We start from the raw sequence: 13,430 nt of genomic DNA on the forward strand, positions 1-13,430 counted from the left end.
CCCAAACTGATCGCCACAACAAAAAATCTGGGTTTCACAGAAGTTTAACTCAGTCCGCACAAGATCGGGCGATCGCCTGAGTCCAGTTCATTCTTGCCAGAGTGCGATCGCCGATCGCCCCACATTAACCAAAAAAACATAACTTCAGAAGTGCGAGCAAAGCTATTCACGAATCTTGAGATAATTCCTATGACATTTACCGATCAAAATCTCACTAATCAGCGCCCAGCTAGTCTAAAAGACTTTTCTTTACCCCGACGTGAGAGTTACTTTCCATCCTCTGCAGATTGGAGAAATGAGGTACTTTACTTTCTCTTACCCGATCGCTTTAGCGATGGTAAAGAAGATACACGCCCTCTACTTAATCGGCAGCAACTGAATCAGGCCCGACCTAATCTGCCCAATGGACAGTCTTGGCAATTTGACAAATGGGCAGAGTCGGGAGGCGATCGCTGGCAGGGTGGGACGCTCAAAGGATTAGAGTCAAAGCTGGATTATCTCAACCAACTAGGCGTGACAACGATCTGGGTAGGGCCAATCTTTCAGCAACGGGGTCACTTGGATAGCTATCACGGTTACGGCATTCAAGATTTTCTAGAGGTCGATCCTCGGTTTGGGACTCGCCAAGATTTGGTCAGTCTGGTCAATAAAGCGCACTCCAAGGGGCTACGCATTATCCTTGATATCATTTTTAACCATTCAGGATCTAACTGGTTTTATGCTCCTGGTACCCCTGGGGGAGAATGGGAACCACCCTATACACCTAGTTGGTATCAGTTTGGGTCGTGGGTAGGCGATCGCGGACAACCCATTGCGGGGCAACCTCAAACCGACGCGGAAGGAGTCTGGCCGATCGAACTCCAGGAACCAGATTGCTATACTCGTGCCGGAAAGGGCGATTTAGGGCGTGGCGATCTCGATGATCCCAATGCCGAATTCCGGCGATCGGATTTCATTACGCTGCGTGATTTCCAGTTGGACTATCCCCATCTCTTAGATAACTTAGCCCGGTGTTATAAATACTGGATTGCCCTGACAGACTGCGATGGCTTTCGGATTGATACCCTCAAACACGTTACCTACGAGCAAGCCCGAAATTTCTGCGGGGCGATTAAGGAGTTTGCTGCCAATCTGGGTAAGAGTGACTTCTTTTTGGTAGGAGAAGTCGCAGGCGGAGACTACAACGAAGACCGTTATCTGGATGTGGTGGGGCAAAACTTAAATGCTGCGTTGGATATCGGCGAGATGCGGGGAAATCTTAACCAGGTTGCCAAAGGGCTGATGGACCCAAGAGCCTACTTTAACGGGTTTGATCCAATGAACGCGGTGATGGGTTCACACCGGAATCTCGGGCGGCGTCATGTTTCAATTTTGGACGATCACGATCATGTGTTCGGTGAAAAAATCCGCTTTTCCAGCGAAGCTGCATCGGATCATCAGGTGATTGCGGGAGTGGCATTGCAACTGTTCACGTTGGGGATTCCTTGCATTTACGCGGGAACTGAGCAGGCATTGGCGGGACCAGAACCGTCTGAACGCCAGTGGTTGCCCGACTGGAAGGGATCTGATCGCTATTTGCGGGAAGCAATGTTTGGCCCCTCGCATCCCCGGCAATCAGGAGTAGCAGGACTGCAAGCGATCGATCAAAACTTACCCGGCTTTGGGCCGTTTGGGACAGCGGGTGCTCACTGTTTCGATCCGAATCACCCTGTCTATGTTCGGATTGCGGCAATGGCGGCACTCCGCAAAAAGTTCCCTGTGCTGCGCTTGGGACGACAGTATTTGCGACCAACCGCGATTCCCTTCTTGAATTTGCCCTTTGGCGAGCATGGACGGAGTGGAGAAATTATTGGTTGGTCACGGGTTTTAGATGATGAAGAAGCGGTTTGTGTGCTAAACAGTCATGGAACGGATAATCGAGGAGCGAGAGTGCTAGTAGATGCCAATCTCAACCCGATCGGGAGTTCAATGACGGTAATTCTGAATACGGCCGAAGTAGGTAATCCGGGTTACAGGGGTGCTCATCAGGTGGGATCAACGGTGTCAGTGCAGCGACAAGATGGGACTGCCTATGTCGAGATCCAACCGCTTCCAGCATCCGAATTTTTGATTTTGACGAATTATCCCTAAAGTCAAGCTGAGGCGCCGTGCGATCGCCGGAATCAATCAGTCGGTGACATGACCTTGAGCAAATCAACTTTGTAACGCCGTGCGATCGCATATCTTGAATGGGCGAAAGGAGCGATCGAGTCAGTGCAGTTTCAACTCCACTGATTTGATTAACTTTGCAACGCCGTGCGATCGCAAATCTAGAGTACGAGAAAAACAATAAATTGCCGCAGCTATAGCGGTTCTCAAGCCCTATGCCCTATGCCCTATGCCCTATGCCCTATGCCCGTGGCCAGATAGTACCTCATGTTACTGAGAAAGGCTATATGTGCAGTCGATCGCCGATCGTGAAAAAACATCTGCCTGCATCTGCAGTAACAAAATTAACTCAGCACTGGCGGCAATCCTACCTCTTGCGGCTGCACAAATCGGCCGTTAAAACTAATAGCTTTATCCTCAAAAGTCCTCGCTTCCGCTACCGCTTGCCGCAAATGAGCTCGATCCATATCGTCCTGAATTCCCCCCACCAAATATACAATTAACTTCGTCGCCAAATCCTTTCCAGAAACTAGAACTCGCTTTTTGTTCGGATCGTACAAAATCCCGTACCACGCAGACTCAGGATTGTCCATGTGGCTAAATCCTTCATCGACATCGAATCTGCGGAGTTTGTCGAAAATAGATTTCAGGGAAAGTTTCTTTCTAAATACTAGAATTCCCAAAGCATTAGCTAAAGCAATTTGGCCGACTGGACGGAACAAAATATTTCCCTCGCCCCCTGGCTTTTCAAAACTAAATCGGCGCAATTCTGCCGTTTCTTCGCCGCTTTCAATTCTTTGATAGCTGGGTAAAGTTGCTAAATGATCGAACAATTTTTTAAACTCTTCAATTCCCTCTTTTAGTTCTTCATCTTCTGGACGCATGGGAATTAAACCTTTTCGTTCCGGCTTCCAATGAGGGAATTTGTATTCTAAATATCGTTCGGACATATCTTGCAGCGCTTGCAATGTGGTTAAGACAGTTGATTTGGCTGCGACTGTGGCGCTGTCCCAATTGACGCGGGGGTTTCTGTCTTCTTGTTCTTTTAATAAGGGATGGGTGACGGCAATTTTTCGGGCCGCGATCGCAAATCCGTTGTCCTCGTTCAATAATGCTAGCTGGCCCTGACTCAGCGTTACCGCCATGAGGTTAACGTGCACAAAGATCGATCGCACGCGCCGTTGTGCTTGCTGCCGCGTTTCCCCCGCTACCGCCGCCGGAATAAACTCAATTCCGATTTTTTCGTGAGCTAATTTATACACTGTTTCGGGGTCGATTTGATACTCTTCTGCTAAATCTTCCAGAGTAATTGCAGCGCCGACAGGTTTTTTATTTTTGTTGTATCTTTGCAGGATTCCGGTTTTAATTAAACTCATTAAACCTTGAACTCCCATCAGCCGATGCTGGCCGTCTAAGGCAAAAATTGAGACTTTTTGAGAGACATTCAAAAGCCCTAAGTTTTCGTTTTTATCAAAGGATATAAATTCAGTCGCGGATTTGGTTGCTACGCCATTTTTATCCCATTCCTCGGCTAAAGGATTGTCTACCCACGGGGGACTGACGACTACTAAAACTGCGGGGAATTTGTGCGATTTTCGGGCGGTTAAATATTGAGTTAAGGTGGCTTGCCGCGACCAATCTAAGGGACGCTGGATAATTTCGTCAATGGTTTCGTCGTCGCGGACGATGTTGTTGGTTTGGAGGTCAAATTTTTGGCGGAAAAGCGGCATTTGCGAGGCGAAACGGACGCGAGAGTCTAACCATTCTAGGGTGACTGAACCGATGTATGCTTCGCTGTTTCCCATCTGGGTTTTTTGTACGAAAATGCGATCGTCCTTTCCTAAATAATTATCTAATAAAAGTGCGATTTCCTGTCTGTCGCTATTTTCTTTTTCTAAAATTTTGCTAGCGAGGTCATCCGCTGGGTTGGTGTTCATCGGCGGTTTTTATATAATTAGGCTATTTTTTTCAAAAAATATCATATATTAAAGTTTATGTCAACACTTGTTTTTAAAAAAACCTTGTGAAATACTTAATTTATGCCCTACTAGCCGACCTTATTACCATAAACTTTGCTAAAAGTCAATAGCTATTAATGCCCAATGCCCCATGCCCCATGCCCCATGCCCCATTCCCCATTCCCAATGCCCCATGCCCCATTCCCCATTCCCAATGCCCCATTCTAAAATATGTCTACTCCTTCCTTTGAATACATTTTGCCGGTAATTCGGGGCATTCAAGCGGGCCGCGAATATTACGTGTCGATGTGTCCGGTGCGTTTTTTGCCGAAATTGTTTCCCTTTGAATCGGAAGAATTGCCGCCGTCTATGCGGGCGAAACGCGCGCTTAACAAAGCTAGGATTCCCGAAATTGCTGATTATTTTGTTAAGAATCCTACAAATTATACTTGTGGGGCAATTGCTGCTTCGATTGATGCGGATATTACTTTTGAAGCAGTGGGAAATGAGGCCGAAGAACGGAAAATCGGTCGCTTGCGAGTGCCGATGGATGCTAAGTTTACTATTAATGACGGACAGCATCGCCGGGCGGCTTTCGAGATGGCTTTGAGGGAAAATCCGCAGTTGGGATATGAGACGGTGGCGCTGATTTTGTTTCTCGATATTGGGTTGGAAAAATCGCAGCAGATGTTTGCTGATTTGAATAATTTTCAAGTTCCTTTGGAGGCGTCACTCAGTCTACTTTACAACCACCGGGACGATCGCGCTTTCGTGGTGAAGGCTGTTGTTAAGCAGGTTGAGGTTTTCCGGTGTTTGACTGAGATGGAGAGGGGGAGTTTGAACGGGCGATCGCACAAATTGTTTACGCTGAGTGCGATCGATCGTGCGATCGTGGCTTTGCTGTCTAATATTCACGGCAGCGAACAGGCCAAACCCTCTGGTTCTCGCACCAAAAAAGAACAGAAAGAGGAAGAACTTGCTCAAAAAATACAACTAGCGGTTAGTTATTGGAATGCGGTTTGCAGTTTTATTCCAGATTGGCAATTAGTTCTGCACAAGCAAGTTGCGGCGGGGGAAATGCGCCGGGATTGCGTACACTGTCACAGTGTTGTGCTTGAGAGTTTGGGCGAAGTTGGGGCGGCTTTGCGATCGGTTTTTCCTGAGAGTTGGGAGGAACGTTTGAGCCTTTTGCAGCAGGTTGATTGGTCGATTTCTAATCCTGATTGGGAGGGGGGTATTTTGTTGAAAGGGGGGATTTCTAAGTCGAGGGCTAGTGTTAGTTGGATGACTGATTATTTGAAGGTTAAGTTAGGTTTGGAAACCGCAGATGCAGCACAGGCGGGACGCCCGTAGATACAGCACAGGCGGGACGCCCGTGCCACCTTTGTAATTGCGCCCAAATGCCTCCAAAAACTAGGCTAATTAAAATAGCGTCTGAATGGTTCTGCAAGAATGCCCAAAATTTGGTCTAGCTGAGTAATGAAATATTCAGTCAAATCAATTTTTAACAACTGATTTTCTAGAATTAGGAATTTCCAGTTTGTACCTGTTGAAACTGCTCCATAAATCCCAGATTGTTCTTGCCCTTTGCGGGCATTAAATATTTGAGCTGCTGCCATCTGAGCCGCACACTGTCCCAATCCTATTCTAATATCGTTGTCTTTTGCTTCCACCAATGTCAAGACTGGGGCAGTCACCAATGATTGATTGCTCGATGCACTGAGGATAAAGTCACAAGCCCCGGTTAATCCTTTGCTCTCTTCTACGTTAAATGTGTTGCCGGAAAAGTAGCCAATTTTGTTGTTAAAAGTGCGCCGGATTTCGAGTAAAATGGGGGTAATGATTAATTCCGATCGAGCTTTTTCGGTGCTGATACTTGAGGCTAAGTCTAAAGCTTCGTCTAGAGTTTCTTTGAGGCGTTCTGAAGGTGCGATCGGGGTAATTTGGCTGAATAAGTGGGGAATGTCTTCAACGGTTAGATCCAGGGTTGAGACGGCTTGGTCGATCGTTTTGAAGTCGCTGTAGGACATATTTAGTTTGCGGGTGGGATGGATTTGAGAACCGCAGATGCACGCAGATGAACGCCGATAATATTAGTTAAATCCATCCTAACTCGGCTTTTGCTGCCTCGACCGCCATTTTTACAGCACTAGCACTTGCTGTTATTTTATAGGAGGCTCTTGGATTATTAGGGTTGGAGTTAGATAAAACAACATTTCCCTCCCAAATACGGCTTTGTCTAGACCAATCCAGTTGTGCCACTTCCGATACTTTTTCAGGATCAAAATCTTGGCTGCTATCTGTGTCATAGGTATAGTATAGCAACCGACCTAAAACTTCTAGCCCTACACTTCTACCTAAGATACAGTATTCCTTAAAATGATTCACATCTTCAACTGTCAAATCTTCAACCTTGGTTTCACAAATATGTCTACTCTGACTACATTCGGAAAAGAAATTGTTAAGACATCTAGCCAGAATCCTTGAGGATTCAGCAACGTCATAATCTTGGAGTTCATCAATTGGGCCGTCAGTAAACGCACAACTCACCAATTTAGCTATAAAATTAGTTGTGTATATAAGTTTCCTTTTACTGTCGGGATTAGTTTTAATTTTATCTGTTTTTCCATGAAACATTAAAACTTTTTCAAGTAAGTTTTTGGTAATACCAACCCTACCTTCAAACTCACCGAATGACAAAAGTAAGGATTTATCAAGTTGTCTTGTCTGCGCCATATCTCGAAAATCCGCCTGACACTGGTTAAAGTCTTCCTCTAAAACCAACGTAATAGGGAAATCATTATCACCTATTAACTCGCCGTCAGCACTTTCAATTAACTCGTGAATAGCGCGCTTGCGATGCTGCCCATCGGTAATATCTAACTTAACACCACGATGAATAACTACTAGACAAATCCCCCGACCTAGTTCTATAATGTCAATCTTTTCTGGATCGACATTTGCTGTCAGTGTCCCCAAAATCCAGGGTTGATCGTTTCTAGCACGTTTAAGAATATATTGTTTTACTTCCTCAGCATGACCCTTTATCTCTGGGCGGTTTTTACCAGAATCAGGATCGTTGCCAGTTGAGGGTTTGGCCTGGAGGAGAGTAGGCAAGTCATCAGCCGGGATATTTATTTGCACCATCTTCCGCTTCCCCTGCTGGAAAATTAGCCCTGGATAGCACTTCTGACGGTGGTACTTGGCAAAGTAAGGCTCTAGAACCTCCTCCAGTTTCTGGCTCGAATCAGTCTCTGGGTAGTTGTTTTCAGACATAATGGGGGTAAAAGCTTATTTAATTATTATAACTTTTTTGATGGTACGTGAATCAGGGATGCTATTGTGCAAAAAGGCCAATAACAAAGACACATGGATCAGTATGCTAGCCAACAAGCAGATTGTATCATAAAACTTAAAAATTAGCAAGATAGGGGTTTTAAAACGTGATAGAAATTCAGCAGATGTCATTATTTGCGCCGCGAACTGTTAAGGAGTTACTCGATGAGATAAAAGAGCTAACTAAAGAAATTCAAGAATTATACTGCTCAGACGCTATACCTTGGTTAATCGGTTGGAGTGGCGGGAAAGATAGCACCGCAGTATTGCAGCTTATCTGGAACGCAATCGCAGCACTTCCGATCGAGAAACGCACAAAAACTATCCATGTAATTACAACGGATACTTTCGCGGAAAATCCGATTATTTCAAATTGGGTACGTAAATCTTTAGCTAAGCTCAAGATACTTGCTCAAGAGCAAAAAATGCCTGTTTCTCCGCATCTGCTTCATCCAGAGGTGAAAGAAACATTCTGGGTATGCTTAATTGGTAAAGGCTATCCAGCGCCTCGCAATGGATTTCGGTGGTGTACAGATAGGATGAAAATTCAGCCGGTCAATCAATTTATCCGAGATTTAGTTCGAGTACATGGTGAAACTATTGTTGTTTTGGGTACTCGCAAGGCTGAAAGCAGCAAACGTGCAGCAACAATGAAAAAGTATGAAGCAGGTAGATTGCGCGATCGCCTCAGTCCTAATGGTCGCTTACCTAACTCTTTAATTTATACCCCTATTGAGAATTGGCGTGATGATGAAGTTTGGCTGTATCTAATGCAGTGGGACAATCCTTGGGGAAATAACAATAAAGATTTATTTGCCATGTATCGGGGTGCAACCGCAGACAATGAGTGTCCTTTAGTTGTTGATACTTCTACTCCTAGCTGTGGCGATTCTCGCTTTGGGTGCTGGGTGTGTACAATGGTTGACAAAGATAAATCTATGGAGGCAATGATTCAAAACGATGAGGAAAAAGAATGGATGCAGCCTCTCCTTGATATTCGCAACGAATTAGACATTAAAAACGATCACGATAAAAGAGACTTCCGCCGCATCTACGGTAGAGTAGAACTGTTTGAACGCAACATGGGCGACGACACAACCTCCGTCGAACCCATCCCAGGGCCCTACACCAAATTCTGGCGAGAACACTGGCTCAGACGACTCTTGGAAGCACAAACCCAAATCCGCAAAACCGCACCCCTAGAAATGCGCGATATCACCTTAATTACCCCAGAAGAACTTAGCGAAATCCGCCGAATTTGGCTGGAACAAAAGCACGAATTTGACGACAGTTTGCCCCGGATTTACGAAGAAGTCACGGGCGAACGTTTTGAAGATTCCCGTCCCGCCGCCGAAAGAAAACTCCTCGGTAGCGATGAATGGACTGCGATCGAAGAGATTTGCAGCGAGGACAAAATGCACCTCGAATTGATGGCAAAACTCCTTGATACAGAACGCCAATACTACACGAAGCCCCGCCGTACAGGTATTTACGCCGATTTGGACAAATGCTTTGAAACCAGTTCGCGATCGAAGGATGAAGCAATTGGCAACGCCCACTATCAACGCAATTTAAAAAAAGCGGTGGAAGATATTAAAGCAAATCCGACGGAAAACATTCAGCAATTCAAAGATGCGATCGCCCAAACCAACAGTTCCGCCAAAAACGATACCGTTGATATTGCCAAACTTAAAGAAGAACTCGAAAGCAACAGCAATCAAAGCAGACAGCTATCTTGGGCGGATATTAAATTTTCACCGCCAAATTCAGGAGAGGAAAAACCTAGCGATTAGCACGCGCTAGCCTGCGGTTAAACCCAAACTTGTTGACAGCCACCCCCCGATCGATCGGATACAATAGGCTGTCAACTAACCTCATTATTACCCAACCCTCATCGTTGAAATTACAAAATTTTTACGACCATGATTAATCCTAATATTCCCCATCAGGAGCTTACATACAGCATCATCGGCTGTGCAATGAGAGTACACCGGAGGACACAAAAAGGTTTAAGAGAAAAACATTACCAAAGAGCATTTGATGCAGAAATGCTGAAATCCAGTATTACAACAGAAATGGAATATCCCCGACAAATTTATGACGGTCAAGTTTGGATCGGAATTCTCTATCTAGACCATTGGGTGAATGAATGTATTGTAGTAGAAGATCAAGCCGTGAATTATCCAATGACCGATAAAGATAAAGCTCAAATAATAGCTTACTTAGCAGCTACAGGAGCACAAGTAGGTTTATTTATAAACTTTGGACGCAGTAAATTAGAATATCACCGCATTCTCCCACCAAAATCTGTACAAGGTTGGCAACAACACATTCAACCATACTTGTGGCGGCCGAAAACAAATGGCAGAGGTTGGACGAGAGGAAGTGCAGGAACCTATGAAGAAACAGATGACGAACTCCCATTACCTCCCAACATTCAGTCCCAAAACGAAGAGGAAGATTCAACCGATGTAATTGATTGGTAGCAAGGGAGGGGGGCGGTTAGCAGCGGATTTTGTAACGGATGTAACGGATGTAACGGATGTAACGGATCATTAGTGGGAGATCACCAAATCTGCCACTAACCGCCGCCCAACCAACCACCCATCCGCTAAATCCGCTACCAAATCCGCCACTAACCACCCCCCCACCAACCACCCATCCGCTAAATCCGCTACCAAATCCGCTGCTAACCGCCCCCCCCCACCAACCAACAACATATACATCTACAATGCAATTCCTCGAACTCGTCCTCAAAAACTTCGGCCCCTATGCAGGCACCCAAACCATCAATCTCCGCCCCGAAAAAGACGGAAATCCATGCCCAGTCATTTTATTTGGCGGCATGAATGGCGGCGGCAAAACCACCCTCATGGACGCCATTCGCCTCGCCCTCTACGGTGGCCGCGCCCAATGTTCCACCAGAGGCAATTTAAGCTACAGCGACTTTCTCAATCAATGCGTCAACCGCCACACTCCCCCATTAGAAGATACCCGCGTCGAACTAACATTTGAACAAGTCCAAGACGACAAATTAACTCAATTCAAAATAGTTAGATACTGGAAAAAATTAGATATCAAAGACAACCTAAGCATTCTTATATACAGCGAGATAGTCAGTGATTGGTGGTCGGACAAAGCAATTACTAACACTTGGGACGAATACATCGAAACCCTTTTACCCGTCGGAATATCCAACCTATTTTTATTTGACGGCGAACAAGTAAAAGAACTCGCCGAACTCGAAACACCGCCGGAGTTCGTCGTCGGGGCGATTAAATCTCTTTTAGGTTTAGAATTAGCAGAACGCCTCGCCGTCGATTTAGAAATATTGGCCGGCCGCAAGCGGAAAGAAATTGCTGGCAAAAAAGACTTGGCTGCTTTAGAAAAAATTGAACAAACTTTTAAGAAAATTACTGATGAAATAGAGTTAGCTAAGCAAGAACAAGCCAGCTTTAAAAACGAGTTAGATAAAGCTCAAAAAAATCAGCAACAAGCATCAGAAAAATTTATCTATGAAGGCGGGAAGATTGCCGCCGATCGCAGTCAGCTAGACAGCAAGCTAAATGACTACAGAAATCAGGCAGACAAAACCCGTCAAGCCATGATGGAATTGGCATCAAATACGCTACCACTAGCCTTAATTTCGCCATTGCTAAGTGAAGCAAAAATTCAAGCAGAAACAGAAGCCAGCCAGCAGCAAGCAAAGATTGCCCAAAATGTTATCAAACAAAGAAGTGATCGCCTTCTCAACTACATCGCTGAAATCTCCTTAAATCCCCAACAGCTAGATAAAATTAAAGACTTCATCCGCCAAGAAAACCAAGAACTCGAACAGCAAGCCGGAAGAGACGTTCCGCCCTGGATGAACGCCGACAACAACAGCATCCAGCAACTAGAAAACCTTCTTAGCTACCAAATCAAAGCCCAGCAAGTTCTAGCCCGCGACCAAATAGAAGAAATCAAAAACATCGAATCAGAAATCGACTTTACAGACAGGCAACTCGCAGCCGCAGCTTCCCCCGAAGCCTACGAAAAACTAGAAGAAGAAGTCAGGAAAGCGCAAAAAGCAGTCGCTATCGCAGCCGCAGCCTTGGAATCAGCCAACCGCCGCGTCGATGAATTAGAGAGAGAATTAGCCAAAAACCAAAAAGAACTAGAAAACTACAGCAGCGAATACATCACCATCAGAAACAGCCAACACGTCATCGCTTCGATCGCTAAAGCCCAAGCTACTCTGAAACTCTTTAAAGAAAAACTCACCCTCAAAAAACTCAATAAACTCGAAATAGAAATTACCGACTGTTTCCGCTACCTGTTGCACAAAACCGACCTCGTGCACAGAGTTGCGATCGACACTCAAACATTTAGCCTCTCCATTTACGATCCAGAAGGCAAACCGGTACCCAAACACCGACTTTCAGCCGGGGAAAAACAATTGCTGGCGATCGCCTTTTTGTGGGGATTGGCTAGAGTATCCGGGAGACAATTGCCAGTCGCGATCGACACTCCCTTGGGCCGCCTCGACTCCTCCCACAGAAACAACCTAGTGGAACGCTATTTCCCCTCGGCCAGCCACCAAGTCATCCTGCTTTCTACCGACACGGAAATTAGAAAAGTAGAATACGAAAAACTCCAAGAATTAGAGGCGATCGCCCACAGCTATCTCCTCAAATACGACTCCGCCAAACACCAAACCACCGTCGAAAAAGGTTACTTCTGGGAATAAAAATTCGCCCTAAAAAATAGCCACAACTCCCTTGACTTTGCTGGGGAGTTGCGGTAATATGTATATAATAATGGGATGGTTGTGAAAATTTTATTTTTGCTAGTATCCGATTATATAGGATAAATCCTACTAGAAATACAATACCAAAAACCGCCGATTTAATCAAGCCCGCGCCGTGTAAAAATTTGTTAATGAACCGCAGATGATGGCAGATGAGCGCTGATGAACGCAGATTTGATTTTACATTGTAGCAGAAGGTGATTTTTGGTAGAGTTTTGGATGTGGGATTTTTGGAACCGCAGATGAGGGCAGATGAACACGGATGAACGCAGATTGGAACTTAATGAGATTACGGAAAAAATTATTGGGTGTGCTTTTAAGGTTGGGAATAGGTTGGGTTACGGATTTTTAGAGAAAGTTTATGAGAATGCTTTGGTTTATGAACTTCGGAAAACAGGAATGTTGGTTGAACCTCAGTTTACAATTTATGTCCATTACGAAGATATAATTGTTGGGAAGTTTGTGCCAGATGTGTTAGTGGAAAGAGCCGTGCTTGTAGAATTCAAAGCTATCAAATCACTGGGTGAAAGAGAAACAGCACAGTGTCTCAATGTCATAAAAGCTACAAAAATAACCATCTGCTTGCTAATTAATTTCGGCAACCCCAAAGTAGAAATTAAACGAATAGTCCACAACTTCTAAACCGCAGCTCCAATCTCATGCTATCATCTGCGTTAATCCGTGTTCATCTGCCCTCATCTGCGGTAACAAATCATCAACCTATGGAACCACCAGTCGATCGCATCCGCCTCTCCCAAACAGGCAAAGACCAACTATCAAAACTGAAACGATCGACCAAAATCGATCAGTGGAATATTCTATGCAGGTGGGGATTTTGCCGATCGCTCGCCGAGCCCAGCATCCCATCCCCAGTACCAATTCCCAGCGACAGCAACGTCGAATTAAGCTGGGATGTCTTCGGCGGCGACATGGCCGATATCCTAATAATGGCCCTCAAGCAGCGCTGTTATCAAGACAATTTAGGCACAGAAAAAGAAACTCTAGCCAAACAGTTTCGCCTGCACTTGCACCGAGGGATTGGTTATTTGGCGGGCGATCCGAATATTAAGAAAATCGAAGACTTGGTGGCGATCGCTTTATCGCCTGAAAAATTAAGAAATTAACGTATCGGCTCAATAAGTAGGGGTAGGAGAGAAAAAAAGTAAGCAGAGTACACAAAGTGTCATAAAATAGGACAC

General features: G+C 45.2%; 11 protein-coding genes. 7 read left to right on the forward strand and 4 right to left on the reverse strand.

Features of this window, described 5'->3' with window-relative positions; all coding sequences use genetic code 11:
• The first annotated feature begins 189 nt into the window (after positions 1-189).
• Positions 190-2,130: an alpha-amylase family glycosyl hydrolase gene (locus QT979_RS21680; protein WP_333311650.1), complete on the forward strand. Its 1,941-nt coding sequence runs from the start codon at positions 190-192 to the stop codon at positions 2,128-2,130.
• 362 nt (positions 2,131-2,492) lie between these two features.
• Here QT979_RS21680 and QT979_RS21685 read toward each other — a convergent pair whose 3' ends face one another.
• Positions 2,493-4,085, reverse strand: coding sequence for a DGQHR domain-containing protein (locus QT979_RS21685; RefSeq protein WP_333311651.1), 1,593 nt, complete (start codon positions 4,083-4,085; stop codon positions 2,493-2,495).
• A 252-nt stretch (positions 4,086-4,337) separates the two neighbouring features.
• Between QT979_RS21685 and dndB the strand changes: the two genes are divergently transcribed.
• Positions 4,338-5,459, forward strand: a complete 1,122-nt coding sequence (gene dndB / locus QT979_RS21690; protein WP_333311652.1) for a DNA sulfur modification protein DndB — start codon at positions 4,338-4,340, stop codon at positions 5,457-5,459.
• A 65-nt stretch (positions 5,460-5,524) separates the two neighbouring features.
• Here the strand turns inward: dndB and QT979_RS21695 are convergent, their stop codons facing one another.
• Positions 5,525-6,136 carry a hypothetical protein gene (locus tag QT979_RS21695; protein WP_333311653.1) on the reverse strand — a complete coding sequence of 204 codons (612 nt, stop codon included), beginning with the start codon at positions 6,134-6,136 and terminating at the stop codon, positions 5,525-5,527.
• 67 nt (positions 6,137-6,203) lie between these two features.
• Positions 6,204-7,382 carry a DNA sulfur modification protein DndB gene (locus tag QT979_RS21700; protein WP_333213115.1) on the reverse strand — a complete coding sequence of 393 codons (1,179 nt, stop codon included), beginning with the start codon at positions 7,380-7,382 and terminating at the stop codon, positions 6,204-6,206.
• A gap of 185 nt (positions 7,383-7,567) precedes the next feature.
• Here QT979_RS21700 and dndC point away from each other — a divergent pair, with 185 nt between their 5' ends.
• Entirely contained in the window at positions 7,568-9,235 is a 1,668-nt protein-coding gene (gene dndC, locus QT979_RS21705; protein ID WP_333311654.1) for a DNA phosphorothioation system sulfurtransferase DndC, read from the forward strand.
• 129 nt (positions 9,236-9,364) lie between these two features.
• Positions 9,365-9,928, forward strand: coding sequence for a GxxExxY protein (locus tag QT979_RS21710; RefSeq protein ID WP_333311655.1), 564 nt, complete (start codon positions 9,365-9,367; stop codon positions 9,926-9,928).
• A 69-nt stretch (positions 9,929-9,997) separates the two neighbouring features.
• On the opposite strand, the gene QT979_RS21715 is transcribed toward QT979_RS21710, so the two are convergent.
• Positions 9,998-10,162: a hypothetical protein gene (locus QT979_RS21715; protein ID WP_333311656.1), complete on the reverse strand. Its 165-nt coding sequence runs from the start codon at positions 10,160-10,162 to the stop codon at positions 9,998-10,000.
• Positions 10,163-10,173: 11 nt separating this feature from the next.
• Between QT979_RS21715 and dndD the strand changes: the two genes are divergently transcribed.
• The 3 genes from dndD (at position 10,174) to dndE (ending at position 13,355) form a co-directional block, all read left to right on the forward strand.
• Positions 10,174-12,171 carry a DNA sulfur modification protein DndD gene (gene dndD / locus QT979_RS21720; protein WP_333311657.1) on the forward strand — a complete coding sequence of 666 codons (1,998 nt, stop codon included), beginning with the start codon at positions 10,174-10,176 and terminating at the stop codon, positions 12,169-12,171.
• A gap of 312 nt (positions 12,172-12,483) precedes the next feature.
• The gene (locus tag QT979_RS21725; RefSeq protein WP_333213121.1) at positions 12,484-12,873 is read left to right on the forward strand and encodes a GxxExxY protein; all 390 of its coding nucleotides are present in this window, start codon (positions 12,484-12,486) and stop codon (positions 12,871-12,873) included.
• A gap of 80 nt (positions 12,874-12,953) precedes the next feature.
• Entirely contained in the window at positions 12,954-13,355 is a 402-nt protein-coding gene (dndE, locus tag QT979_RS21730) for a DNA sulfur modification protein DndE (protein ID WP_333206025.1), read from the forward strand.
• The last annotated feature ends 75 nt before the right edge of the window (positions 13,356-13,430 follow it).

Origin of the sequence: Microcoleus sp. w2-18bC1 (assembly GCF_036700365.1) — a bacterium.
Taxonomy (GTDB): Bacteria; Cyanobacteriota; Cyanobacteriia; order Cyanobacteriales; family Microcoleaceae; genus Microcoleus.

What these genes read in the sequence shown, in the direction of transcription:
- QT979_RS21700 (WP_333213115.1), bottom strand. Translation starts at nt 7,382, where the DNA reads ATGTCTGAAAACAACTACCCAGAGACTGATTCGAGCCAGAAACTGGAG.
- QT979_RS21685 (WP_333311651.1), bottom strand. Translation starts at nt 4,085, where the DNA reads ATGAACACCAACCCAGCGGATGACCTCGCTAGCAAAATTTTAGAAAAA.
- dndE (WP_333206025.1), top strand. Translation starts at nt 12,954, where the DNA reads ATGGAACCACCAGTCGATCGCATCCGCCTCTCCCAAACAGGCAAAGAC.
- QT979_RS21695 (WP_333311653.1), bottom strand. Translation starts at nt 6,136, where the DNA reads ATGTCCTACAGCGACTTCAAAACGATCGACCAAGCCGTCTCAACCCTG.
- dndD (WP_333311657.1), top strand. Translation starts at nt 10,174, where the DNA reads ATGCAATTCCTCGAACTCGTCCTCAAAAACTTCGGCCCCTATGCAGGC.
- QT979_RS21725 (WP_333213121.1), top strand. Translation starts at nt 12,484, where the DNA reads ATGAACACGGATGAACGCAGATTGGAACTTAATGAGATTACGGAAAAA.
- QT979_RS21715 (WP_333311656.1), bottom strand. Translation starts at nt 10,162, where the DNA reads ATGTTGTTGGTTGGTGGGGGGGGGCGGTTAGCAGCGGATTTGGTAGCG.
- dndB (WP_333311652.1), top strand. Translation starts at nt 4,338, where the DNA reads ATGTCTACTCCTTCCTTTGAATACATTTTGCCGGTAATTCGGGGCATT.
- dndC (WP_333311654.1), top strand. Translation starts at nt 7,568, where the DNA reads ATGTCATTATTTGCGCCGCGAACTGTTAAGGAGTTACTCGATGAGATA.
- QT979_RS21710 (WP_333311655.1), top strand. Translation starts at nt 9,365, where the DNA reads ATGATTAATCCTAATATTCCCCATCAGGAGCTTACATACAGCATCATC.
- QT979_RS21680 (WP_333311650.1), top strand. Translation starts at nt 190, where the DNA reads ATGACATTTACCGATCAAAATCTCACTAATCAGCGCCCAGCTAGTCTA.